26 protein-coding genes are annotated in these 21,848 nt (G+C 58.2%); 10 read left to right on the forward strand and 16 right to left on the reverse strand.

Annotated elements, in window-relative coordinates:
* Window positions 1-36: 36 nt before the first annotated feature.
* The 5 genes from rph (at window position 37) to DXH95_RS09655 (ending at window position 5,652) form a co-directional block, all read left to right on the forward strand.
* Entirely contained in the window at window positions 37-750 is a 714-nt protein-coding gene (rph, locus tag DXH95_RS09635; protein ID WP_115549115.1) for a ribonuclease PH, read from the forward strand.
* Window positions 751-793: 43 nt separating this feature from the next.
* Window positions 794-1,432 carry an RdgB/HAM1 family non-canonical purine NTP pyrophosphatase gene (gene rdgB / locus DXH95_RS09640; RefSeq protein WP_115549116.1) on the forward strand — a complete coding sequence of 213 codons (639 nt, stop codon included), beginning with the start codon at window positions 794-796 and terminating at the stop codon, window positions 1,430-1,432.
* Window positions 1,429-2,709 (forward strand): radical SAM family heme chaperone HemW, encoded by a 1,281-nt coding sequence (gene hemW / locus DXH95_RS09645; RefSeq protein WP_239016599.1) that lies wholly within the window; start codon window positions 1,429-1,431, stop codon window positions 2,707-2,709. The genes rdgB and hemW overlap by 4 nt, the downstream gene beginning before the upstream one ends.
* Window positions 2,710-2,722: 13 nt before the next feature.
* Window positions 2,723-3,613, forward strand: a complete 891-nt coding sequence (locus tag DXH95_RS09650; protein ID WP_115549515.1) for a tyrosine recombinase XerC — start codon at window positions 2,723-2,725, stop codon at window positions 3,611-3,613.
* Between the two features lie 68 nt (window positions 3,614-3,681).
* Window positions 3,682-5,652 carry a serine hydrolase domain-containing protein gene (locus tag DXH95_RS09655; RefSeq protein WP_115549118.1) on the forward strand — a complete coding sequence of 657 codons (1,971 nt, stop codon included), beginning with the start codon at window positions 3,682-3,684 and terminating at the stop codon, window positions 5,650-5,652.
* On the opposite strand, the gene DXH95_RS09660 is transcribed toward DXH95_RS09655, so the two are convergent.
* Genes DXH95_RS09660 through rsmI form a run of 4 tightly spaced genes read right to left on the reverse strand, consistent with a single transcriptional unit; the run spans window position 5,639 to window position 8,493 of the window.
* A complete protein-coding gene (locus tag DXH95_RS09660; RefSeq protein ID WP_115549119.1) occupies window positions 5,639-6,265 on the reverse strand; it encodes a DedA family protein in 627 nt (208 codons plus the stop codon). The genes DXH95_RS09655 and DXH95_RS09660 overlap by 14 nt on opposite strands.
* 6 nt (window positions 6,266-6,271) lie before the next feature.
* Window positions 6,272-7,240: a glutathione synthase gene (gene gshB, locus DXH95_RS09665; RefSeq protein WP_115549120.1), complete on the reverse strand. Its 969-nt coding sequence runs from the start codon at window positions 7,238-7,240 to the stop codon at window positions 6,272-6,274.
* Window positions 7,241-7,258: 18 nt separating this feature from the next.
* Window positions 7,259-7,615 carry a YraN family protein gene (locus DXH95_RS09670; RefSeq protein ID WP_115549121.1) on the reverse strand — a complete coding sequence of 119 codons (357 nt, stop codon included), beginning with the start codon at window positions 7,613-7,615 and terminating at the stop codon, window positions 7,259-7,261.
* On the reverse strand, window positions 7,612-8,493 hold the full coding sequence (gene rsmI / locus DXH95_RS09675; RefSeq protein ID WP_115549122.1) for a 16S rRNA (cytidine(1402)-2'-O)-methyltransferase: 882 nt from the start codon (window positions 8,491-8,493) through the stop codon (window positions 7,612-7,614). Before rsmI ends, DXH95_RS09670 begins: the two co-directional genes overlap by 4 nt.
* A gap of 4 nt (window positions 8,494-8,497) precedes the next feature.
* Between rsmI and DXH95_RS09680 the strand changes: the two genes are divergently transcribed.
* Both DXH95_RS09680 and tadA read left to right on the forward strand, forming a co-directional pair.
* Window positions 8,498-9,709 (forward strand): penicillin-binding protein activator, encoded by a 1,212-nt coding sequence (locus DXH95_RS09680; protein ID WP_115549123.1) that lies wholly within the window; start codon window positions 8,498-8,500, stop codon window positions 9,707-9,709.
* Window positions 9,710-9,720: 11 nt separating this feature from the next.
* A complete protein-coding gene (gene tadA / locus DXH95_RS09685) occupies window positions 9,721-10,176 on the forward strand; it encodes a tRNA adenosine(34) deaminase TadA (protein WP_115549124.1) in 456 nt (151 codons plus the stop codon).
* On the opposite strand, the gene yghX is transcribed toward tadA, so the two are convergent.
* Genes yghX through DXH95_RS09705 form a run of 4 tightly spaced genes read right to left on the reverse strand, consistent with a single transcriptional unit; the run spans window position 10,173 to window position 13,668 of the window.
* Window positions 10,173-11,075 carry a YghX family hydrolase gene (yghX, locus tag DXH95_RS09690; protein ID WP_115549125.1) on the reverse strand — a complete coding sequence of 301 codons (903 nt, stop codon included), beginning with the start codon at window positions 11,073-11,075 and terminating at the stop codon, window positions 10,173-10,175. The genes tadA and yghX overlap by 4 nt on opposite strands.
* Before the next feature lie 37 nt (window positions 11,076-11,112).
* Window positions 11,113-11,724, reverse strand: a complete 612-nt coding sequence (locus DXH95_RS09695) for a CbrC family protein (RefSeq protein ID WP_115549126.1) — start codon at window positions 11,722-11,724, stop codon at window positions 11,113-11,115.
* Window positions 11,714-12,514, reverse strand: coding sequence for a LytR/AlgR family response regulator transcription factor (locus DXH95_RS09700; RefSeq protein WP_115549127.1), 801 nt, complete (start codon window positions 12,512-12,514; stop codon window positions 11,714-11,716). The genes DXH95_RS09695 and DXH95_RS09700 overlap by 11 nt, the downstream gene beginning before the upstream one ends.
* Window positions 12,511-13,668: a sensor histidine kinase gene (locus DXH95_RS09705; RefSeq protein ID WP_115549128.1), complete on the reverse strand. Its 1,158-nt coding sequence runs from the start codon at window positions 13,666-13,668 to the stop codon at window positions 12,511-12,513. The genes DXH95_RS09700 and DXH95_RS09705 overlap by 4 nt, the downstream gene beginning before the upstream one ends.
* A 98-nt stretch (window positions 13,669-13,766) precedes the next feature.
* On the opposite strand from DXH95_RS09705, the gene DXH95_RS09710 reads away from it, so the two are divergent.
* A complete protein-coding gene (locus DXH95_RS09710) occupies window positions 13,767-14,360 on the forward strand; it encodes an HD domain-containing protein (RefSeq protein WP_115549129.1) in 594 nt (197 codons plus the stop codon).
* A 135-nt stretch (window positions 14,361-14,495) separates the two neighbouring features.
* Here the strand turns inward: DXH95_RS09710 and DXH95_RS09715 are convergent, their stop codons facing one another.
* The 4 genes from DXH95_RS09715 to DXH95_RS09730 form a co-directional block, all read right to left on the reverse strand.
* A complete protein-coding gene (locus DXH95_RS09715) occupies window positions 14,496-14,915 on the reverse strand; it encodes a hypothetical protein (RefSeq protein ID WP_147291718.1) in 420 nt (139 codons plus the stop codon).
* Window positions 14,916-15,092: 177 nt separating this feature from the next.
* A complete protein-coding gene (gene hslO, locus DXH95_RS09720) occupies window positions 15,093-16,013 on the reverse strand; it encodes an Hsp33 family molecular chaperone HslO (protein WP_115549131.1) in 921 nt (306 codons plus the stop codon).
* Complete coding sequence (gene argF / locus DXH95_RS09725; protein ID WP_115549132.1) at window positions 16,013-16,939, reverse strand: ornithine carbamoyltransferase; 927 nt, start codon at window positions 16,937-16,939, stop codon at window positions 16,013-16,015. The genes hslO and argF overlap by 1 nt, the downstream gene beginning before the upstream one ends.
* Window positions 16,936-18,132 (reverse strand): aspartate aminotransferase family protein, encoded by a 1,197-nt coding sequence (locus DXH95_RS09730; RefSeq protein ID WP_115549133.1) that lies wholly within the window; start codon window positions 18,130-18,132, stop codon window positions 16,936-16,938. Before DXH95_RS09730 ends, argF begins: the two co-directional genes overlap by 4 nt.
* 235 nt (window positions 18,133-18,367) lie before the next feature.
* On the opposite strand from DXH95_RS09730, the gene DXH95_RS09735 reads away from it, so the two are divergent.
* On the forward strand, window positions 18,368-20,149 hold the full coding sequence (locus DXH95_RS09735; protein ID WP_115549134.1) for a tetratricopeptide repeat protein: 1,782 nt from the start codon (window positions 18,368-18,370) through the stop codon (window positions 20,147-20,149).
* Window positions 20,150-20,158: 9 nt separating this feature from the next.
* Here the strand turns inward: DXH95_RS09735 and DXH95_RS09740 are convergent, their stop codons facing one another.
* From DXH95_RS09740 to DXH95_RS09750, 4 genes are read right to left on the reverse strand one after another with little or no spacing between them, the layout of a single operon-like run.
* Entirely contained in the window at window positions 20,159-20,578 is a 420-nt protein-coding gene (locus tag DXH95_RS09740) for an OsmC family protein (protein ID WP_220272252.1), read from the reverse strand.
* Complete coding sequence (locus DXH95_RS16305; protein WP_275401827.1) at window positions 20,568-20,690, reverse strand: hypothetical protein; 123 nt, start codon at window positions 20,688-20,690, stop codon at window positions 20,568-20,570. Before DXH95_RS16305 ends, DXH95_RS09740 begins: the two co-directional genes overlap by 11 nt.
* 2 nt (window positions 20,691-20,692) lie before the next feature.
* Window positions 20,693-20,884 carry a hypothetical protein gene (locus DXH95_RS09745; RefSeq protein WP_115549136.1) on the reverse strand — a complete coding sequence of 64 codons (192 nt, stop codon included), beginning with the start codon at window positions 20,882-20,884 and terminating at the stop codon, window positions 20,693-20,695.
* Window positions 20,881-21,273, reverse strand: a complete 393-nt coding sequence (locus tag DXH95_RS09750; protein ID WP_115549516.1) for a GFA family protein — start codon at window positions 21,271-21,273, stop codon at window positions 20,881-20,883. The genes DXH95_RS09745 and DXH95_RS09750 overlap by 4 nt, the downstream gene beginning before the upstream one ends.
* A 128-nt stretch (window positions 21,274-21,401) precedes the next feature.
* Between DXH95_RS09750 and DXH95_RS09755 the strand changes: the two genes are divergently transcribed.
* The gene (locus DXH95_RS09755) at window positions 21,402-21,818 is read left to right on the forward strand and encodes a hypothetical protein (protein ID WP_115549137.1); all 417 of its coding nucleotides are present in this window, start codon (window positions 21,402-21,404) and stop codon (window positions 21,816-21,818) included.
* The last annotated feature ends 30 nt before the right edge of the window (window positions 21,819-21,848 follow it).

The following is a 21,848-nucleotide window of genomic DNA, read 5'->3' on the forward strand; positions in this document are numbered from 1 at the left end:
TGCCGCGCCATTAATACCATCAAAGGAAACTAGTACATGCGCCCATCCGGACGCGCGCCAGACGAAATGCGCGCCATCTTCATCGAAACCGCTTTCACCAAACATGCCGAGGGCAGCGTGCTGATCGGTTTCGGCGATACGCAGGTTTTGTGCACGGCCAGCGTCGAAGACCGCCTGCCACCATGGTTGCGCGGCAAGGGCGAAGGCTGGGTGACCGCCGAATATTCGATGCTGCCCCGCGCGACCCACACCCGCGGCCAGCGCGAAGCTGCCAAGGGCAAGCAATCTGGACGGACGCAGGAAATCCAGCGGTTGATCGGGCGAAGCCTGCGCGCGGTGGTCGACATGAAAAAACTCGGCGAATTCCAGATCACGCTCGATTGCGACGTGCTGCAGGCCGACGGCGGCACGCGCACAGCGGCGATTTCCGGCGCATGGGTCGCGCTTCGCCTGGCCGTCAACAAGCTGATGGCTGAAGGCAAGATCAAGGAAGACCCGATCACCGGTCGTGTGGCCGCAGTTAGCTGCGGCATCTGCAACGGTACGCCTGTGCTCGATCTCGATTATGTCGAAGATTCAAGCGCCGATGCCGATGCCAATTTCGTGCTGATCGAAGGCGGCAAGATTGCCGAGGTGCAGGCAACTGCAGAAGGCGCGACCTATGACGAGGAAGCCCTGCTCCGCCTGCTTCGCCTCGCGCGCATGGGTTGTGACCGGATTTTCGCAGCACAGGGTGAAGCGGTGAAATAGAAGCCCTCTCCCTTGAAGGGGAGAGAGGGATTATGGAGATGTGATGACCCGTCGGAAACTCGCTCCCGGTAGGCTGGTTATCGCCAGCCACAATGCGGGCAAGGTGCGCGAAATTCGCGCGCTGCTCGAGCCTTTCGGGATCGAACCTGTTTCGGCGGGCGACCTTGGATTGCCCGAGCCGGAGGAAACTGGAACGACTTTCGCTGAAAATGCGCTTTTGAAGGCACATGCCTCGGCGCAAGCATCAGGCCTGCCCGCCCTCGCCGATGATAGCGGCTTGTGCGTAGCAGCCTTGGGCGGTGCACCGGGTGTGTACACCGCAGACTGGGCCGAAAAACAATGGTTCGAGGCGCAGACGCTGGGCGGTCCTGGGCGGGACTGGTATCTTGCCATGGGCAAAGTCGAGGGGAAGCTGGCCGAGCAAGGCCCCGATGTCGATCGCAGCGCCTTCTTCATCTGCACCCTCGCTTTGGTTTGGCCCGACGGGCACGAGGAAGTGTTTGAGGGCCGTGTCCATGGCTCCCTCGCTTGGCCGCCGCGCGGGACTATGGGTTTTGGCTACGATCCGGTGTTCGTGCCGCTGGGCCGCGACCTGACTTTCGCTGAACTCGACCCGACTGAAAAGCACGCGATGAGTCACCGCGCCGATGCGTTCCGCAAATTGGTCGAGGCGCTGTTTTGAGCGACACGCTCGCCCTTTACATCCACTGGCCGTTCTGCGTTTCGAAATGCCCCTATTGCGACTTCAACAGCCATGTGCGCGAGCAAGTCGGCCAACAAGCATGGCGCGAAGCATTACTCGCCGACCTCGCTCATGAAGCGCGGTTGACCGAAGGCCGCAAGCTCGGTTCGATCTTCTTCGGCGGTGGCACGCCATCCTTGATGCCACCCGAAACCGCAGCAGCCCTGATCGAGGCCGCTGAGCAGGCTTGGGGCTTTGCGGACGATATAGAAATCACGCTCGAGGCAAACCCTTCTTCGGTCGAGGCGGCGAGATTTGCCGAACTGGCATCGGCGGGAGTCAACCGCGTGTCTTTGGGGTTGCAGGCGCTCGACGATACTACCCTCGCCTTTCTCGGGCGTGCGCACCAGGTCGAGGAAAGCCTCTCGGCGCTTGATGCGGCGCAACTTCATTTCGACCGGGTCAGTATCGACCTGATCTACGCCCGACCGCATCAGACACCCGCGCAATGGGAGGCGGAGCTGGCCCGCGCAATCGGCTTTGGCACCACCCACATGTCACTATACCAGCTCACCATCGAACCCGGCACCCGCTTCGCCACCGATGTTGCCAAGCAGCAATGGCAGCCTCTCGATGACGATGCCGCGGCTGATCTGTACGAACTCACCCAAGCGCGGATGGAAGCAGCCGGCCTGCCAGCCTATGAGATCAGCAACCATGCCGCAACGGGACAGGAAAGCCACCACAACCTCACCTACTGGCGCTATCAGGATTATGCAGGCGTTGGCCCAGGCGCGCATGGCAGGCGTGGCGGGATGGCGACGCAGCGGCATCGCAAGCCCGAAAACTTCCTGAGCGCAGTTGCGCGCAATGCGCATGGACTTCAAGTCGAAGACTCCCTCGACCCTGCAACGCAGGCGATGGAAGCGCTGCTCATGGGGCTGCGGCTGCGCGAGGGTGTGGATATCTCTGCGCTGAGTATCCGATTTGCAATCGACTCCGGCGATTTGATCGATTGGACGGCTGTGGAAAAACTGGAAGGGATGGGGTTTGTTACCACTTCTCCCCTCCCGTTTACGGGAGGGGCCGAGGGTGGGCCTGAAAGGGCTCAAGACTCGCTTCGCTCGCCCCTTCCCCTAACCGCTGTGGCTCCACCACGCCTTCGGCTCCCCGCAAGCGGGAGGGGAGAGATTCTAGCCGTCACCCCCAAAGGTTTCCCTCTGCTCGACGCCATCCTGCCTCAAATCGTAGCGATTGAGCCTGCGCCCGACGCCTGATAGCATCGCGGTCATGGCCGCCACGCTGATCGCCGAATATCGCTCCTACCTTGCCGACAATCGCCGCCGGTCGGTGCACAGCGTGCGCGCTTATGTTGCGACGGCAGAACGATTGAGCGAATTTCTCTCCGAACACCTCGGTGAAGCCACTGACCGCACCACACTCGCCAAGGCAAGCGCCGCCGATCTGCGCGCGTTCCTTGCATCAAGGCGCGGAGATGGCCTGACCAACCGCTCCACTGCGCGCGAACTGTCTGCGATCCGAAACTTCCTGCGCTTTGCTCTGGGTGAGGATGCGGCAATCCCCGCGCTCAAAGGCCCGCGGGTACCACGCAGCCTGCCCCGCCCCGTCGATCCTGAAGCCGTGCTGGCGCTCGCTGGCGATGCGGCCGATAGTGCCAGCGACAGCTGGATAGGCGCGCGCGACTGGGCGGTGCTCCTGCTGCTCTATGGCTGCGGCCTGCGCGTGAGCGAGGCGACGGGCCTGACCGGCGATGTGCTGCCCATGGGTCAAACCTTGCGCGTTACCGGCAAACGCAACAAGACCCGCATCGTTCCCTTGCTCGATAATGTGCGCGAGGCAATCGAAGGCTATATCGAGCTCTGTCCTTATCCCCCTGCCAAGGGCGAGCCGTTATTTCGTGGCAGCAGGGGTGGTCCGCTATCCCCTGCCCTCATCCGCCGTGCGGTGCAGGGTGCGCGCAAGCGGCTGGGCTTGCCTGTAAAGACTACCCCGCACGCGCTACGTCACAGCTTTGCGACCCATCTACTCGCTGGCGGTGCCGATTTGCGATCCTTGCAGGAACTACTCGGCCATGCCAGCCTGTCCTCGACGCAAATCTATACCGCAGTCGATACTGCTATGCTTCTAGACGAATATCTGAATGCGCATCCACGGGCTTAGCTTTCCGACTATTGTTTGTACCAACAGCTCTGTTAACTTGACATAATTCAAGTTGGAGGACGCGACCCATGAGACGCTTTTTGCTACGCGCTGCAGCGCTATTGCTTGCCACCCCGCTTGCCCTCCAACCGACATTTGCCGAAACACTTGCTGTCGATACACCCGCCAAAACCGCCGCGGGGGCAGGCTTTACGGCGCCAGAAGGCTGGGACCTGAAACAGGCCGGTAACTTACGCCAGCTTTCAGCGCCCGAGGGCGATACGGCAATAGCGATAATCGAAGGACTGGAAGCAAAAGACGTCAGCGATGCCGCTGCGAAAGCCTGGGCCACCTGGCGCCCCGAACGCGCAAGGCCGCCTAAAATCATTCTGCCCCGAGCACCACGCGATGGCTGGGACGAACGCGGGGTTGTGTCTTACGAAACCTCGCCAAACGAGAAACTGATCCTGGAGGCGCTTGCGCTGCGCAAGAACGACAAATGGACAGTTATCTTACTCGATGCGGGCGAAGCTACGCTCGATAAGCGCGGAGCGGCGGTGAACCGCGTCTATGGCAGTCTGACGGCACCCGGCTACAGCATCGAAAATTTTGCCGGAAAGGTCGCGCACAAACTCGATAAGGCGCGGGTCGACCAGTTGCTTGATTTCACCCGCACGGCAATGGCGCAACTTCAAGTGCCGGGCGTGGGCATCGCGCTGATCGAAGACGGCAAGGTGATTTTCGAAGGCGGGCTTGGTGTCAAAAAGGTTGGCAGCCCGGAACCCGTTGATGCGCATAGCCGTTTCATGGTGGCCTCCAACACCAAAGGCATGTCGACGCTGATGCTGGCAACGCTTGTCGACGAGGGCAAACTGAAATGGGATCAGCCGGTGACCGAGGTGTACCCCGAATTCAAACTGGGCAGCCCGGAAACGACCAAGAAAGTACTGGTGCGCCATCTGGTCTGCGCATGCACGGGCCTTCCTCGCAAGGATTTCGAATGGATTTTCAACACCCAGCGCGACACCAAACCCGATACGGTTTTCAAGTTGTTGGGCGAGACGGAGCCGACCAGCGGATTTGGCGAACTGTTCCAATATAACAATCTAATCACCACGGCTGGCGGGTTCATAGGTGGGCATATCGCCTATCCCGAGATGGATATCGGTGCGGCTTACGACAAAGCCATGCGGGAGCGGGTGTTCAAGCCGCTTGGTATGAACGAGACGACTTTGTCCTTTGACGAGGCTTTGAAAGGCAATTTAGCCAGTCCGCACGGGTTGGATATCGATGGCAAGGTGGCGGTTGCAAGCCATGATTTGGCATATTCGATCCAACCTTACCGGCCAGCAGGTGGCGCATGGTCGAGCGCGCATGACATGGCAAAATATGCAGCGAACGAACTGTCCAAGGGATTGCTTCCCAATGGCAAGCGTATGGTTTCAGAGTCCAATCTGCTCGAACGGCGCAAACATGGCGTCTCGACCGGAGAGGGTGAATATTATGGCATGGGGCTGTTCGAATATACCAAGCTCGGCATTCCCATTGTCTATCATGGCGGCTCTATGCCTGGCTATAAGAGCAATTTTTTCGTTTTTCCTGACGCCAATGTCGCGGCGGTGATCCTGACCAATGCGGATGATGGTAATTCGATGCTGCGTCCATTCATGCGGCGGCTTGCGGAGCTGTTATATGATGGCAGGCCAGAGGCTGCCGCAAGCGTCAAGGCGTCGGCCGATTCGATCATAGCGGCGTTAGCGGAAGAACGTGCGCGGCTTAAGATCCCGCCAGATCCCGCTACAATTGCCAAATTGGCGGAGCGTTATTCCAGTCCGGAACTTGGCACGATCAAAGTTGTGAAGGTTGGTGATCGCGTGAAGTTTGAATTCACCGACTGGTCGAGCATGATGGCAACGAAGAAAAATGACGATGGCACCACTTCTCTGGTCACGATGGATCCATCGATCGGTGGGCTGTTTTTTGTGGTCGGTGAAAAGGATGGGAAGCCGGTACTGACCACGCGCGACAGCCAGCACGAATATCTGTTTACGTCGATGTAGTTTCCGACTCTGGCGGCGCTTTCGGCTTCCAGCGCGCGAGCCGCCAGATATAGGTGACCACTATCGCTGCAATCACTAGCGTCGAGAGCGGGCCCAGCCATTTTTCGACATCTTCAAACTGCGAACCGAGGAAATAACCAGCACCTGCCAACGCCGCGCTCCAGCCCGCAGTGCCGATGGTTGAGAAGACGAGAAATCGACGGTGTGACATACCGAACAACCCGGCGGGGATCGAAATCAGCGAACGCAGCGTGGGCAGCATTCGCGCGACAAGAACAATGGTCGAACCATATTTGCGAAACAGCGCCTCGCCGCGTTCCACTTCATGCCAGTCAAGTGTGAGCCAGCGGCTATGCTTGTCGAGAAAGCGGTGCAGCCGCGCTTCGCCAAATTTGATGGCCAGCCAGAACCACAGCCAATTGCCAAGCATCGCGCCTGCCGTGCCTGCAGCAACCGTTCCGGTCAGCGTCATGTTTCCGCGTGCAGCAGAAACCCCGGCAACGGTCATGATGACTTCGGACGGGATTGGAGGGAAAACGGTTTCGAGCAGCATCAGAAATGCCACACCCCAATAGCCAGTCGCATCGACCAGGTGGATGATCCAGTCTTCCATGGAAAATCAGCTCGCTTTGCGTTCCTTAAGGCGGCGTTCGATCGCGTCCCAGATTTTGCCGGGGGTGTCGGTGCCATTGAAGCGATCAATGGCTACAATTCCCGTCGGCGAAGTCACGTTGATTTCGGTCAGCCATTCGCCGCCGATCACGTCGATGCCGACAAAAATCAGGCCCAGTTCTTTCAAACGCGGCCCCATGGCGGCGCAAATTTCCTGCTCGCGCGGGGTAAGCTCGGTCGCCTCCGCGCTGCCGCCGACCGCGAGGTTCGAGCGGAATTCGCCTTCGCCCGGGCGGCGGTTGATTGCGCCGGTAACTTCGCCGTCGATCAGGACGATGCGCTTGTCGCCTTTCGCCACATCGGGCAGGAAGGGCTGCACCATATGCGGTTCGGGCCAGGTGGTGTTGAACACCTCAAACAGCGCGCCCAGATTGTCACCTTCGGCCGGCACACGGAAAATCGCCTTGCCACCATTGCCGTGGAGCGGTTTTACGACGACCGCGCCATGCTCCTTCTGGAAAGCGCGTACCTCGTCCGCCGAGCGGGTAATCAGCGTCGGCGGCATGAAGCGGCGATAGTCGAGCACCATCACCTTTTCCGGCGCATTGCGCACACTGACGGGGTTGTTCACCACCAAAGTTTCATGCTCGATCCGCTCGAGCAGATGGGTCGCGGTGATATAGCCGACATGGAAAGGCGGGTCCTGCCGCATCAAAACGACATCCACATCCGAACCAAGATCGATCCTTTTGGGCTCGCCAAAGCGGTAATGCGCACCTGCCACGCGCTGCAGGTCATAGACCGGATGGGCAAAAGCGGTCAGCCGGTCATTGGCATCGAGGGTCAGCGTACCGACATCATAATGCCAGACATCATAGCCACGCGCCTGCGCCGCGAGCATCAGCGCAAAACTGCTGTCGCCATTGATGTTGATACCCGCCATCGGGTCCATTTGCACCGCAACGCGCAATCCCATCTGTCGCCCTCTTCTTCTCTATCCGTGCCAGACGTTGACCAGATGGTGCGGCCAGCGCCAAGGTGCAACCAATATCACGTCGATGCGCATATTTTCCGCACCCTTGCCATAACGCGGGAGCAGTTGTTCGGCGGCAGCGGCCACCCGGCGCAATCGCCAGCCGTCGATGGCGGTTGCCAGATCGGCGTGCTTCACCCTCGCCTTCACCTCAATGAACGCAACCGTCTTTCCGCGACGCGCGATCAGGTCGACTTCGCCGCGCGGCGTTTTGAGCCTCTGCCCGACTATGCGCCAACCATGCAGTCGCAGCCACCAGGCAGCAATCGCCTCCCCCCGCCGCCCGCGCTTTTCGGCCAGTTCGCGGCGATTGGTCATGCGTCCGATTTGAGCGCCATCGCTCGTTCATAAACCTCGGCCCGATCTACGCCAAAGCGCTTGGCGATATCTTTGGCGGCCTTGGCAGGTGGCAAGGTTTCGAGCGCTACCTTTAGCGCGCCTTCATAATCGCCCTGCTCGGCCTGCACCTCCCCCGGAGGCCCAACGATCAGGACGATTTCGCCCTTGGGTTCGGCCTCAGCATAGCGTTCCGCCAATTCGGGGAGCGTGCCTGACACCACTTCCTCGAACTTCTTCGTCAGCTCGCGCGCGACCACGGCTTCGCGTGCTCCAAGCTGTTCCGCCAGCGCTGCCAGCGTTACCCCCAGTCGCGGGCCGCTTTCATAAAAAACCAGCGTAGATTTTACATTCCCGATTTCGGCAATCACATCCGCCCGGGCTTTGGCTTTAGAAGGCAGGAAGCCCGCGAACAGGAAGCGGTCAGTGGGTAGGCCCGAAATCGATAGCGCTGTTACTACTGCGCTCGCTCCTGGGGCGGTACTGACCGGGATACCCGCCTCCCGCGCCGCACGCACCAGCTTATAGCCGGGGTCGGAAATCAGCGGGGTTCCGGCATCCGAAACCAACACGACAACCCCTTCGCGCGCCGCTGCCAGCAATGCTTCCCGATCCGCATCACTGCTATGATCATGGTAAGGCCGCATACGCTTTTTAAGGCCCAGATGGTGCAATAGCTTGCCGGTCACACGGCTGTCTTCCACCGCAATCAGATCGGCGGCGCGCAACATTTCAATGGCCCGTTGTGACATATCTGCCAGATTGCCGATCGGGGTGGCGACGATGTAGAGGCCGGAATCAATTGCCTTGGCCGGAATTTCCGGCTCTGATGCGGCAAAATCATAATGGTTGGAGGACATGAGAATGACCATTGCAGCAACGATGGCCGCGCCGCAAGCGCAGTCGGGCAGCATAGGTTTGATCGCGAAGCGGGCTACGGCTGTTTTTATGCTGATGTTCCTTGCTGCCTGTCAGTCGGTCATCCCCAAGGGTGGACAAGGCCCGGATGGCCCGCCGCCTGTTGAGTCCCCCGATCCCGGCAATGTTGTGCTTTCGGACGGCGATCGGCACAGGGTTGCCTTGTTGCTGCCTGTCACGGGCGCAGACGGTGACGTCGGCCAGTCGATTGCAAACGCGACCACGCTGGCACTGCTCGACACGCGTAACACCAACATACGCATGACCACCTACGACACCGCATTGGGCGTCGACGCAGCCGTGAAAAAAGCAGTGGCCGATGGCAACAAACTGATCCTCGGTCCCTTACGTAGCGATGATGTGATCGCCGTCGCCAATGTAGCCAAACCTGCCGGCGTGCCAATGATCAGTTTCTCAAACGACGTAGGGGCTGCCGGACCGAATGTGTTTCTGCTTGGCCATTTGCCGTCTCAGTCAATCGACCGCGTGGTGAAATATGCCAAGGCTCAAGGCTATACCCGCTTTGGCGGAATCGTGCCCAAGTCGGTCTATGGCCAGCGAGCATCGTCCAACCTGACCAATTCGGTGCGCGCGGCTGGTGGTGCGCTGGTGTCGGTGCAGGAAATCGACGGTTCAACCGTCTCGATCGATGCGGCCGCACGCAAACTCAATGCTGCGGGTATCATTGATGCTGTACTGATCGCCGACAATGGTCGGGTTGCGATTGCGACCGTACCTGCGCTGCGCAAAGCGGGCCTATCCAGTGCCAAGATTCTGGGCACCGATCTGTGGAATATCGACGCCAGCGTTGCAGCCAACCCGATGATGCGCAGCGCATGGTTCGCCAGCGTATCGGACACGATGTTTCGCCAATATGCCGACAAATATCGCGCCCGCTTCGGCCGCGCTCCGTCGCGCCTGTCGAGCCTTGGCTATGACTCGGTCTTGCTGGTGGCGCGGGTCGCACAAAATTGGAAGTTGGGCACGCGCTTCCCCGTCGCCCGCTTGACCGATCCCGATGGCTTTATCGGCATTGATGGTGCCTTCCGCTTCGCCGCAAATGGCATGTCAGAGCGCATGCTGGAGGTGCAAGAGGTACAAGCAGGAAAACATGCAACCATCGATCCCGCTCCACGTGGCTTTGCGACCACAAAATAACAGTCCTACACATGCCGATTGAACAAGCCCGCCGCTATATGGAGGCCGCGCTTGATCTGGCGCGGCAGGCGGCTGCGGCGGGTGAAGTTCCGGTGGGAGCCATCGTCGTCAAGGACGGCGAGATTATAGGACATGGCGGCAACCGTCCCATTGCCGGTCACGATCCCACCGCGCATGCCGAAATCGTCGCGATGCGTGAAGCAGCCGCGAAACTTGATACAGATCGTCTTATCGGCTGTGACCTCTGGGTGACGCTCGAACCATGCGCGATGTGCGCCGGCGCCATCGCCCATGCGCGTATCGCACGGCTCTATTACGGAGCCAGCGACCCGAAAGGCGGTGCGATTGAACATGGCCCGAGGCTGTTTGAACAACCCACAGTGCACCATCGACCCGAAGTTTATAGCGGGATCTGCGAGGATGCAGCCGCAGATTTGCTGAAAAAATTCTTCAGCGCGCGTCGTTAGGCCAAATGCGTTCCGAAAAATGCCAGCGTCCGGTGCCAAGATAGTTCCGCTGCCGCCTTGTCGTAACGCGGGGTAGTATCATTGTGGAAGCCGTGCTGGGTGTCGGGGTAATAATGCACCTCGAATGGTTTCTGGTTTGCGAGCAACGCTGCCTGATAAGGCAATGCACCCGCATTGATGCGCTCGTCATTCTCGGCATAGTGGATCAGCAGCGGGGCCTTGATTGAGGGCACCTCGGTCGCCGTCGGCTGGCGGCCATAATAGGGGACTGACGCCGATAATTCTGGACAGGCTACTGCCAGCGCATTGCAGATACCGCCGCCGTAGCAAAAGCCGACTGCACCTACCTTGCCGGTCGATTTGGCGTGCAGGCGCAGGAAATCGAACGACGCAACAAAATCTTCGAAAAGCTCTTTCGGATCAAGTTTGGCCTGCAATTCACGGCCCTTGTCATCGCTGCCGGGGTAGCCGCCCACTGAGGTTAGCCCGTCCGGCGCAAAGGCCAGATAGCCCGCTTTGGCCAGTCTGCGGGCGACGTCCTCGATATAGGGGTTGAGGCCGCGATTTTCGTGGATCACCAGCACTGCCGGCAGCTTGCCCTTTGCCTTGGCCGGCATCGCCAGCAACCCCGAAATCGACCCATGGCCTTTCGGGCTGGCGACATTCGGACGCTCGGTTTTGATTGCAGGATCGTCTGCCTTCACCTGCTGCGCCAGCGCATAATCGGGACGCAACTGGTCAAAAATCATCGCTCCTGTAACACCCGCTGCGGCAAATTTCCCAGCCTGTGCGATAAACTCCCGCTTGCTCAATTTGCCGTGCACATAGCCATCGAATATTTCGAGGATAGCCGGATGAAAATCGGCGGCGGTTTTGCGAAGGTTGTTCCCGACTGACATTACTTCACTTTCACGAAAATTAGTTTTTGTTGGAAGGCTAATCAAGGTCAACAACGGCACGATAATCTTTCCCGTTCATTTGTCGAAAGAGAAGTATGTACCGAAGCTCACCCTGATCACCCAATCCCCGTTCACGCCAAGCATCGGCGACTGCAGCGTCAACATCGGATCCTCGCGGAAAGTCGGAACTATCTCCCGCCGCTACAAAAGCGCAAGGTACACCATTTATGACGGGCCATGTGATCGCATTGTAGGTAGGGATCCCAGGTGTCCGGTGGTTGATTTCTTCCCATAAAGGAGGTGAGACATCGACCTCCATGTCGTGAAGGCCAAACGTTTCCGCACCGAAATGCTTAGCCAGATTTCCGTCAGCGATGCATCGTGCGCACACTGTGTCGGGGTCGTTCACGGCATATATGTTGCCGTTGTACTTCCAGAGACAGGCTTTGGCGCAGATGTCGCATTTCTTATCGGAGCGCTCAAAGCACAGATTGTTTTCATAAGCTCCGGGTACAAAGCGGAAATAAGGCCTGTCAGGCTGTGACATCACCTTCCCGTCGGCGGCGAATATTGGCTTGGTAATAGAAACGAACGGCAACGCCGCCAGTCCGGCCAGAATATGCCGTCGGTTGAATTGATCAATGCACAAATCGCGCCACCACGTCGCGATAGCTGCGGCTGACCTTTACCTGCGCGCCTGATTCCAGAATCAGGAAGCATTCGCCATTGGTGTGCGGCTTGACCTGCCGGACGAGGTCGAGATTGACGATCTTCGAACGGTGCACGCGTTGGAAAGTGCGCGGGTCGAGCCGCTTTTCCAGGTCCTTCATCGTTTCGCGCAGGATCAACGAATTGTCGGCCGTGATGATGCACATATAGTCGCCCGCCGCCTCGATCCGCTCGATTGTGTCGACGTCAACGCGGAAAATCTGGCCGCGATCCTTCACGTTGATCAGCTTTTCAAACCGGCTGCTCGACATTTCTTCTTCGGCGGGCGGCATGTTTTCGGCAGCTTCGGGTGCGACTTCGTTGATCACGCTGCGGAGACGCTCAATCTCTTCGGACGTCCGCTTGTCGGCCAGCCGGTTGCGCACACGCTCCATCGTGTCGGCCAACCGGTCAGGTTCCACAGGTTTCATCAGATAGTCGATCGCCTGCGCTTCGAATGCCTTGATCGCATGCTCGCTATAGGCGGTGACGAATACAAAAAGTGGCGGATCTATATCCATCACGCCCTGCACCACCGAAAAACCGTCAAAGCCCGGCATCTGAATGTCGAGGAAGACCAGATCGGGCTTCAGCGTCTTGATCTTGCGGATCGCCTCACGCCCGTTCAGGCAGGTGGCTACGATTTCTACATCATCAAAGGCTTCCAGTCGAAGTTGGAGGCCTTGTGTCGCCAATTTCTCGTCATCGACGAGGATGGTGCGAATTGTCATGCGGTTACTGCTCCTTGAACACCGACGCCCGCTGTTACCGCCGGTGCCTCGATGGCTAGTGTTTCGCCCCCGCCGTTTTTGGTCTGATAGGGAAATTCTATCACAACCTCAAATCCTCCGCCGCTCCTAGTATAGCTATCGAAGCGTTGATCGTCGCCATAGGCCTGTAACAACCGCTCGCGCGTGTTGGCCATGCCAACGCCTGTCGACAATTTGGGGTCGGGCAGGCTCGACTGCAACCCCGGCCCGGTATCGGCAACTATAATCCGCACCCGATCCCCCACGCGGCGGGCGTTTATCGAAATATCTGCGCCATCCTCTTGCGGTGTCACCGCATATTTGATCGCATTTTCAACCAAAGGCTGCAGCAAAAGTGAAGGAACCAGCGCTTCAGTCACATCGTCGTCGATGTCGAATTCGGTCCTCAGCCGCTCTTCAAAGCGCATCTTTTCAATATCAAGATAGAGCTTCAGCGTCTCAACCTCTTGCGACAGCGTAACTTTCGCCTCCGCCTCGTTAATCAAGGTAAAGCGCAGGAAGGATGACAGGCGCGATAGCATGGCGTTGGCCTGTTCGGTTTGCTTGAGCAGCACCAGCGTGGAAATACTGTTCAGCGTGTTGAACAGGAAATGCGGGTTCAGCTGATAGCGCAGCATCGTCAACTGCGCGCTGGTCGCTGCCGCTTCCAGACGCAAAAGCTGGTCCGCCTGTTCTTCCGCGCGGACAAAGTAATTTATGGCGTAATAGAGCGCTGACCAGCCCCCGAGCAGCAAGCCATCCTTGAACAGTGCGCCCAGCACTAATTGGGCAAAAGGCGTCTGGTCTGCACCTTCGACAATGGTCTGTACGACCCATGTGTCGATATAGGCGTACAGCATCGTCGCCAGCATTACGGAAAAGAATGTCGCGCCCCAGGTTATCAGGGGCCGCTGGTTGATCACATTCCGGAACACAACCGACAGCAGCAGCGATATCGAATAGCCAGTGACCGACGAAATCAGCACCGGCAGCAGGAAATCGAGCGGCCGGTTATTGGCTATGCCTGTCGCTGCATACAGCGCCGTTGCCCCGCCCCAGCCAGCGCTGTGCAGGTTCCAGAATGCGCGGTTCTTGTCCGCAAAAAAGGGCTTCTCACCCAGTTCGAGAACGGCCATCGATACTGTCTAGCGCGAAAAGTTCGGCCCATGAAGCCCTTGTTTGCGCTTGACGATGTGATAGCGTGTTGTCGGGCCAGAAAAGAGGAGGAACCGGCATGAGCGAAGGACACAGCCGCGCCACATTCAGCGATATGTCGCAAAGCACACAAGAGGACTGGGCTGCGATCATGGTAGAACAGGTGCCGTTTGCCCGCAGCGGCGGCGCACGGGTGCTCGATCATCTGCGATTGCTGGCGGGTGACTATGGCGGGTTTCCGGTCGACCGGTTGACCCACTGCCTGCAAACCGCGACCCGCGCGCACCGTGATGGCCGTAGCGAGGATTATGTCGTCATGGCGCTTGTGCATGACATCGGCGACACGCTGGGCGCTTATAACCACCCAGATATCGCCGCTGCGATTTTGAAGCCCTTTGTTTCCGAAGAATTGCACTGGATTGTCGAGCATCACGGCATTTTCCAGGGCGTGAATTTCTTTCACCATATCGGGCTGGATCGCGACATGCGCGACAAGTTTCGCGGACATCCGCATTTCGATGCGACTGCTGAATTCATCGAGAAATATGACTGTCCGGCTTTCGACCCGGACTATGACACGCTTCCGCTCGAATTTTTCGAACCAATGGTCATGCGTTTGTTCGAAAAGCCACTGAACAGCATCTACAAAAAGGCCATGGACGAAGCGGCGTAAGCGCAAAGAAAAGGGCCGTCCCTGAAGGAACGGCCCAAAGCGGCATATAGCCAGTTAGGGAGGAAAGCGTGCCCCATGAAAGGCACGTTCCCTTACTAGACCAAGATGGTTAACAAGCGCTTAAAGGGCGGCGGGTCAGCAGGGTCCAGTGCGCCGTGCTTCGGCCGAAAAGGAAAATGGCGATCCGTTGTGGATGCCCTGTGACTGGATTTGCACCAGCCGGTCATTTTCTTTGCGGATTGTCGTCAGACCCTGACCCGCACCTTTGCACGAATAGCTGATCGTCACCGAGCTTGGTGTCGATTTGACAACAAAATGCGAACACTGCGTAGTGGAGCCATGTTGAATCTGCGCAAGATAGCGGGATTCGCCAAGGCACAACTGGCTGACCGTCAGACTGGCAGCACTGCTACCGACCGAGCGCAGCTGCCAGCGGCCACGTTCCAGGCTATCAAGCAATCCGGAAGCATCCGCTTGCGCCGCCGCATGGGAAGAAGCGCCCACACAAACGGCCATAAGTGCCGCCATACTCGTAACCAGTAATTTCGATTTCATGTCGTCTCGTTCCGCCGTAAAAATTGCCCCAGCGACCCGACCCAATCGTCTTTTCGGTATCTCTGTCCGATTTGTATCCATGCGCACGATAAACCGTGCTTCATGAACGATAAGTCGCATGAACGAGGTTAATCGAGGCTGAATGATGTAGTCGGCGGACGGTCACCCGTCGCAAAATCAGTTGGACAGGCTGGCCAGACTGATCGGGAAAGTGCGTGAACAAAATTCGCAATTCACGACGATATCACCTCGCTCGTCAGCCATTTCGGTGCGCTCGGTAGCGGGAAAGCGGGCAATGACATCGCGGATATGGTGCGGATCGCAACGGCAGCCTTTGGTCATCGGCTGCCCTTCAACAATCCTCACTTCCTGCTCTTCATGAAACAGCCGCCAGGCGATTTCTTCGAGTGGAAGCGCGGGATCAGCCAGCTCTACGGGCTTGATCGATTCTGAAAGGATACGGACATGTTCCCAATCGGGATGCTCGCCTCGCGCCTCGATACGCTCACGACCTTCTTCGCCATCCGGCAGATGCTGCACCAATATGCCGCCAGCTACACAGCGACCGTCGACATGGTCGATGGCGATGCGGATGAAGGTCGGGATCTGTTCCGACTGGTCGAAATATTGCATCGCCGCTTCGGAGAGATTGGCGCCCTCCAATGGCACGATGCCTTGATAGCGCCCGCCGCCTTGCGCTTCCGGCAATGGACGATCGAATGTGACCGCCAGATAACCTTTGCCGAACAGCGCGAAAAGATTGGGATCCGATGGCACCTCGGCCAGCTTCGCCAGATCAAACTGCGCATAGCCGCGCACCGCGCCGTCGATATAATCGGTGACAAGTAAGGACAGCGGGCCATTCTCGGTCTGCGCCTGTATCGTCAGCTGACCTTCCCGTTCCTTGAGCGTCGTGCCGAGCAAAGCCGTCAGCACCAGTCCTTCGGCGAGAATTTTCTCGACCGCTGGCGGATAGGCATGCGCCGAAAGCACGTCGTTGAGCACGGCATCAAGCCGCACCAGCCGTCCGCGCGCGTTGAGCGCGGGTATCGAAAAGCGCAAAGGCTGATCGCAGCGCGTTTCCGACTGGTCTGCCATCAGATCTTGTCGAAACACCAAAGCAATATGGATTTCTGGGCGTGCAACCGATTTTCGGCCTCGTCCCAGATCACCGATTGCGGGCCGTCGAGTACGTCGTCGGTCGCCTCTTCGCCACGGTGCGCTGGCAAGCAGTGCAGGAATTTAGCATCGGCCTTAGCACCTGCCATCAACCGGTCATTGACCTGATAGGGCATCATCGCGGCAATCTTGTTATGCGCATGTTCTTGCCCCATCGATACCCAGGTATCGGTGACGACGACGTCGGCACCTGCAACCGCCTCGGCAGCATCGCGGGTAACGGTGATATTGGCCCCTGCCGCCCGCGCAGCTTCGATAAAAGCAGGATCGCTATCATAGCCTTGCGGCACGCCAATGCGGACGTTGAACTTCATCAGGCCAGCAGCTTCGACAATCGAATTGAGCACATTATTGCCATCGCCAAGCCAAGCCACTTCCAGCCCGGGCAGCGCCTTGCCATGCTCGACCAAAGTCAGCAGGTCGGCGACGATCTGGCACGGATGCGACAGATCGGTCAGCCCGTTGATCACCGGGACGCCCGAATAGGCGGCCAATTCCTCGATCTTGGCATGATCGTCGGTGCGGATCATGATGGCATCGACATAGCGCGAAAGCACGCGGGCGGTATCGGCGATCGTCTCGCCGCGCCCCAGCTGCATCTGGCCCGAGGCCATGAACATGCTGTCGCCGCCCAATTGCTTGATCGCCATTTCGAACGAGGCTCGGGTGCGGGTCGAATTCTTCTCGAAAATCATCCCCAGCGTGTGCCCGGCAAGCGGTGCATCGGCATCGGCCCTGCCCCTCGGCCAACCAGCACGCGCCGCCTTTCGGTCAATGGCGTCGTTGATCAATGCCGCAATTGCATCAGCACCCGCGTCCGCGAGATTTAGGAAGTGCCGGGTCACGCTGCTTGCGGCATCTGATAGTCGCGCGCACCGGCCGACAGCCGTTCGATGCACTCGGCGATATGATCTTCATTGATCACCAGCGGCGGCAGCACGCGGAACACATTCTCACCCGCAGCAACGGTCAGAAGCCCGTGATTGTCGCGCAGATGTGCCACGAAATCGCGGCTGACGGCGGGATCCTTCATCTTGATGCCGAGCATCAGACCCTTGCCACGAATTTCCTCGAACAGGTCATCATGGTTCGGGATCAGCTGCTCGAACGCCGCGCGCAGGCGGTCGCCCATCGCGGTCACATGTTCAAGGAAACCGGGTTCGGTCATCACGTCAAGGATCGCCTGGCCGGCTGCCATGGCGAGCGGATTGCCGCCATAGGTCGAGCCATGCGTGCCCGCGACCATGCCCTTTGCCGCTTCTTCAGTGGCAAGGCATGCGCCGAGCGGGAAACCACCGCCAATGCCCTTGGCTGAAGTCAGGATATCGGGCGTGATGCCATAATGTTCATAGGCCCACATCTTGCCTGTACGGCCATAGCCGCACTGGATTTCGTCGAGGATGAGGAGCAGGCCATGTTCGTCGCAAGCCTTGCGCAGACCCTGAATGAACTCGGGCGTACCAGCAGTCATCCCGCCTTCGCCCTGCACCGTCTCGACAAGGAAACCGGCGGTTTCATCGTCGATCAGCGCCAGCGCACCTTCAAGGTCGTTGAACTTTGCATAGGCAAAGCCCGGCAAGAGCGGTTCGAAACCATCGCGCATCTTTGCCTGATCGGTCGCCGAAATCGCGCCCAATGAGCGGCCGTGGAAGGCGTTTTTGAAGGTAATCAGCTTGTGGCGTTGCGGATTGCCATTGGCGAAATGGTAACGACGCGCGGTCTTGATCGCGCATTCGATCGCCTCGACGCCCGAATTGGTGAAGAACACGGTGTCGGCAAAGCTGTTGTCGACAATACGCTGCGCCAGCGCCTCACCCTGCGGGCTGCCATAAAGGTTCGAAACATGCATCAGCGTCGCAGTCTGCTCGCATATCGCCTTGGTCAGATGCGGATGGCCATGGCCCAGCGCGTTCACCGCAATCCCGGCGGCAAAGTCGAGCGCACGACGGCCATCCTCGCCTATCAGATAGCATCCCTCGCCGCGCACCGGCCGGAACCCGCAACGGGGATAGACGGGCATCAGGGGGGTGATCGACATGGCGTGGTCCTTTCCATTTGGCCAAAAGGCAAAAAGCGGCCCCCGGGGAGACCGCTAACGACTGAATGTGCGGTATAGGAGTGCAAACAGGGCAAATCAACCCGCAGCAAGATGCCAAGCTAGGCCCGAAAATGTCATCTGGCCGCAAGCGATTTTACATGTTTGCAACATTTCCGGAATTGCCCTATGTTTAACATAACGGGTTCGCAAAACGCTAATTTGATGGAGGTTCTCCATGAAGTCATTTGCGCGCTCGCTTCTCATTTCTGCCATTCCATTGGGCCTGCTGTCGGTGACTCCGGCGGCAAGTTCGCGCGATGAACCGGCGTTTGACAGCCTGAAATCACTTAGATCAATTTGCGGACAGAAAGCTGCGCAATCGGCGATGCGCCTCAGCCCTGCCCAGTATCAGATGGCGCTGGATTATGCTCGAAATGCCTCTCCCGCAGCCGGTGCCGTCCCCTTGATCCAGGGTCTGGACAAGGTGAACATTCCTATCGGCGCGGCAAACGAGCAGGCCCGGAAATATTTCAATCAGGGACTCGCGCTGACCTATGGCTTTAACCATGCGGGGGCGATCCGTTCCTTTCGAGCTGCACAATCTCTGGATCCCAATTGCGCCATGTGTTTCTGGGGCGAAGCCTATGCCTATGGCCCCAATATTAACGCGCCGATGGATCCCGTTCAAAATGCGAGCACAATGGCAGCGATTGACAAGGCAATGGCCTTGCGAACCACTGCCTCGGACTGGGAACGAGCGCTCATCGAAACGCTAACAGTTCGCTACAGCCGGGACGCGAATGCAGATCGAGCCGGGCTCGACTTGGCCTATGCGCGAGCGATGCAGCAGCTTGCCGTAAAGTTTCCCGAAAATGATGATATCGCGGCGCTTGCCGCGGAATCGATTATGAACACCCGCCCGTGGGATTATTGGGAGGTGGATGGACGGACAGCCAAAGGCGATATCGGGCGCGCCGTGCAATTGATTGAAACTGTTTTGGGGCGCAACCCGGATCATCCGCAGGCGATACACCTCTACATCCACCTGCTAGAGGCATCCGGCAATCCTGCCAAAGCTGAACAGGCGGCAGACCGGCTTGCGAAACCATTGATGCCGGGATCGGGTCACTTGGTCCATATGCCCGCACATCTTTATCACGTGATCGGCAGATACCGGGATTCAATCGACGCAAATCTGGCTGCAGCCAAGGCTGACGAGGGCTGGTTTGCCCGCTCACCGGATTCAGGGATCTATCGCTTCGGCTATTACCCACATAATGTGCATTTCATAGTAACTTCGGCGCAATTGGGCGGCGAAAAGCGCATCGCTCTCCAACAGTCTGAACGGTTGAAAAATATATTGGGCGTCGATGTCGCATTGGCCCTTCCGTGGGTTCAGGTGATTTATGCCGCGCCCTATTTCGCGCATGCGCAGTTCAGCGGTCCAGCCGAAATCCTGGCGCAGCCTGCTCCGGATGCAAGGCTGCCATATGCCAAAGCGATGTGGCATTATTCGCGGGCCATCGCAGCAGCGTTGAAATCAGATTTCGAAGCCAGCGAGGGCGAGATCGCCGAAATCAAAAAACTGCGAGAGACCGTAGACTTTACGTCGATGGTTTCGGCAGGCGTACCCGCTCCCGATCTTCTGCAACTGGCAGAAGCGGTCGCGCAAGGGCGGATTGCCTATGCCCGGAAGCGATATGATGATGCGGTTCGCCATTATACCGCCGCTGCCGAGATCGAAAGCCGGATCCCTTATATGGAGCCGTCTTACTGGTATTATCCAGTGCGCCAGTCGCTGGGCGCAGCCCAGCTTGCCGAGGGCGACGCGCTGTCGGCGCGGCAAAGCTTCACGGCGGCATTGGTCAAGGCACCCAATAATGGCTGGGCGCTTTTTGGCCTTGCAGAAACGCAGCGTCGCTTGGGAGACCGGAAGGCCATGCGCGGAACGCTGAATGCACTTAACAAGGCTTGGCTTGGCAAGGATCGTCGCGCACTCAAACTTTCAAGGCTGTAACTGGCGGGCTTAACCCAGTAGAGTGTTGATGTTGATCTGATTGGTCAGCGTCCTGTGCACGGGGCATTTTTCGGCAATCTCGATCAGCTTGGCGCGCTGCTCGTCATCGAGCGGCCCTTCGAGGCGGACGACTCGGTCAATCATGTCGACTGGCTTGCCGCCATTCTCTCCTTCGCGTTCCTCCTTGGAGTGCTCAAGTGTCACATGCACCTTTTCGAGCGGCCAGCCCTTGCGCGCGGCATACATTTCCAGCGTGATCGAAGTGCAGGCGCCTAAAGCCGATAACAGCAATTCATAGGGCATCGGGCCGTTGTCGATACCGCCGTCCTCGACAGGTTCACCCGCCGCCCATTCATGCACCCTCGCCTTGATCAATTGGGCGTAGGTGCCTTCGGCGCTTTCAACCGTTGCGCAGGGGTTATCCTTCATTCTGCTTATCCTTTTCGCGTTTCGCGGCATTGATGCGACGCTGGAGATAGCCGTAGAGCAGCAGGTGCACTGCAACCAATAGCAGTGCGACAATGGCCACGACTTTGATCATGCTCAATCGCCTCCTCCGCCGTCGCAAGCACCGCCGTCAGAAACCGAACAATCGCTTCCGGACGCGTCACTTGCAGTCGTTGAGCCGCCGTCACCGCTCGATTGCTGCCTTGTCTTGGAACCACGGCGCGCAACGAACACCACGAACAGACTGATCGCCACAGCTCCCAAAGAAATAAACAATGCGGTGCTCATCGGCTCTTCTCCAAATTCGCCTTTGCATCTTCCCAATTGCGACCATCGAACTTGACTATGGTCGGCGTCAAGCCATGTCCGTCTTCTAGACAACGATAGTTCACACTCCACGCGTCCGGATGCGAGCGGGGCTGGTAAAAGGCCTTCACCCCGCATGTGCTGCAGAACAGATGCTCCGCCGCTCTCGTTCCAAAACGATAGGATGTCAGCGCGGTTGCGGGTGTCAACAATTCGAATTCGCTGTGCGGAACAATCAGGTGGAGAAATCCGCTTCGGCTGCACATCGAACAGTTGCAGTCGAGCAGATCAACCTCAAGCGATGCCAATGTGAAGCGGAATTGCACTGCGCCGCAATGGCAACCACCTTCGACATCGATGTTCTTGCTCATGGCCTGTTGTTTCGCGAACAACCCTTACGGTCAACTGCAATCTTGCCCGTTGCTCGCACACAAAATTATTGCCCAGCCGCAAGCCCTGTGGCAGCGGCCAGTGACAATATCCAATCGAAGAGACGGACATGACCTTACGCCCCCTTTTCATCGCCGCCGCTTTGTTGGCCACCTCGACCGGGGCTATGGTCTATGCCCAAGGCGTACCGATGATGGGCGGTCGCTATATGTTCAACTGGAGCAATGATAGCGGATCGGGTTCGGAAGAGGTTTGTCTGTCCGACATGCAGCAATTTCGCGATCCGGCACATATTGTTGCCATCTACATCAACAATTACAGCAACAGCTGTTCAACTGAGGCCAAAGGTGGCGGCGTATATGGCGTCAGTTGCACCGGAGCGTTGGTCGAAGGAACACTGACCGTGCTTTCGGCAGGGGCTACGTCATTTTCGGTATCGGGAGGCGTATTGGTGAACACCGACAATATGGGCGGACGTACAAGAACCAGTATGCGGCTTTCCGCTCAGCGTCTGGGCGACTGCTAAGGTCGCCCGACCCGCAGCGTTAATCACTCA

It is taken from the genome of Sphingorhabdus pulchriflava (assembly GCF_003367235.1).
Lineage (GTDB): Bacteria > Pseudomonadota > Alphaproteobacteria > Sphingomonadales > Sphingomonadaceae > Sphingorhabdus_B > Sphingorhabdus_B pulchriflava.

Bases quoted from the DNA above. Each gene is read 5' to 3' on its own strand.
- rph (WP_115549115.1), top strand. From the start codon at position 37: ATGCGCCCATCCGGACGCGCGCCAGACGAAATGCGCGCCATCTTCATC.
- rdgB (WP_115549116.1), top strand. From the start codon at position 794: ATGACCCGTCGGAAACTCGCTCCCGGTAGGCTGGTTATCGCCAGCCAC.
- DXH95_RS09650 (WP_115549515.1), top strand. From the start codon at position 2,723: ATGGCCGCCACGCTGATCGCCGAATATCGCTCCTACCTTGCCGACAAT.
- DXH95_RS09655 (WP_115549118.1), top strand. From the start codon at position 3,682: ATGAGACGCTTTTTGCTACGCGCTGCAGCGCTATTGCTTGCCACCCCG.
- DXH95_RS09660 (WP_115549119.1), bottom strand. From the start codon at position 6,265: ATGGAAGACTGGATCATCCACCTGGTCGATGCGACTGGCTATTGGGGT.
- gshB (WP_115549120.1), bottom strand. From the start codon at position 7,240: ATGGGATTGCGCGTTGCGGTGCAAATGGACCCGATGGCGGGTATCAAC.
- DXH95_RS09670 (WP_115549121.1), bottom strand. From the start codon at position 7,615: ATGACCAATCGCCGCGAACTGGCCGAAAAGCGCGGGCGGCGGGGGGAG.
- rsmI (WP_115549122.1), bottom strand. From the start codon at position 8,493: ATGTCCTCCAACCATTATGATTTTGCCGCATCAGAGCCGGAAATTCCG.
- DXH95_RS09680 (WP_115549123.1), top strand. From the start codon at position 8,498: ATGACCATTGCAGCAACGATGGCCGCGCCGCAAGCGCAGTCGGGCAGC.
- tadA (WP_115549124.1), top strand. From the start codon at position 9,721: ATGCCGATTGAACAAGCCCGCCGCTATATGGAGGCCGCGCTTGATCTG.
- yghX (WP_115549125.1), bottom strand. From the start codon at position 11,075: ATGTCAGTCGGGAACAACCTTCGCAAAACCGCCGCCGATTTTCATCCG.
- DXH95_RS09700 (WP_115549127.1), bottom strand. From the start codon at position 12,514: ATGACAATTCGCACCATCCTCGTCGATGACGAGAAATTGGCGACACAA.
- DXH95_RS09705 (WP_115549128.1), bottom strand. From the start codon at position 13,668: ATGGCCGTTCTCGAACTGGGTGAGAAGCCCTTTTTTGCGGACAAGAAC.
- DXH95_RS09710 (WP_115549129.1), top strand. From the start codon at position 13,767: ATGAGCGAAGGACACAGCCGCGCCACATTCAGCGATATGTCGCAAAGC.
- DXH95_RS09715 (WP_147291718.1), bottom strand. From the start codon at position 14,915: ATGAAATCGAAATTACTGGTTACGAGTATGGCGGCACTTATGGCCGTT.
- hslO (WP_115549131.1), bottom strand. From the start codon at position 16,013: ATGGCAGACCAGTCGGAAACGCGCTGCGATCAGCCTTTGCGCTTTTCG.
- DXH95_RS09730 (WP_115549133.1), bottom strand. From the start codon at position 18,132: ATGTCGATCACCCCCCTGATGCCCGTCTATCCCCGTTGCGGGTTCCGG.
- DXH95_RS09735 (WP_115549134.1), top strand. From the start codon at position 18,368: ATGAAGTCATTTGCGCGCTCGCTTCTCATTTCTGCCATTCCATTGGGC.
- DXH95_RS09740 (WP_220272252.1), bottom strand. From the start codon at position 20,578: ATGAAGGATAACCCCTGCGCAACGGTTGAAAGCGCCGAAGGCACCTAC.
- DXH95_RS16305 (WP_275401827.1), bottom strand. From the start codon at position 20,690: ATGATCAAAGTCGTGGCCATTGTCGCACTGCTATTGGTTGCAGTGCAC.
- DXH95_RS09745 (WP_115549136.1), bottom strand. From the start codon at position 20,884: ATGAGCACCGCATTGTTTATTTCTTTGGGAGCTGTGGCGATCAGTCTG.
- DXH95_RS09750 (WP_115549516.1), bottom strand. From the start codon at position 21,273: ATGAGCAAGAACATCGATGTCGAAGGTGGTTGCCATTGCGGCGCAGTG.
- DXH95_RS09755 (WP_115549137.1), top strand. From the start codon at position 21,402: ATGACCTTACGCCCCCTTTTCATCGCCGCCGCTTTGTTGGCCACCTCG.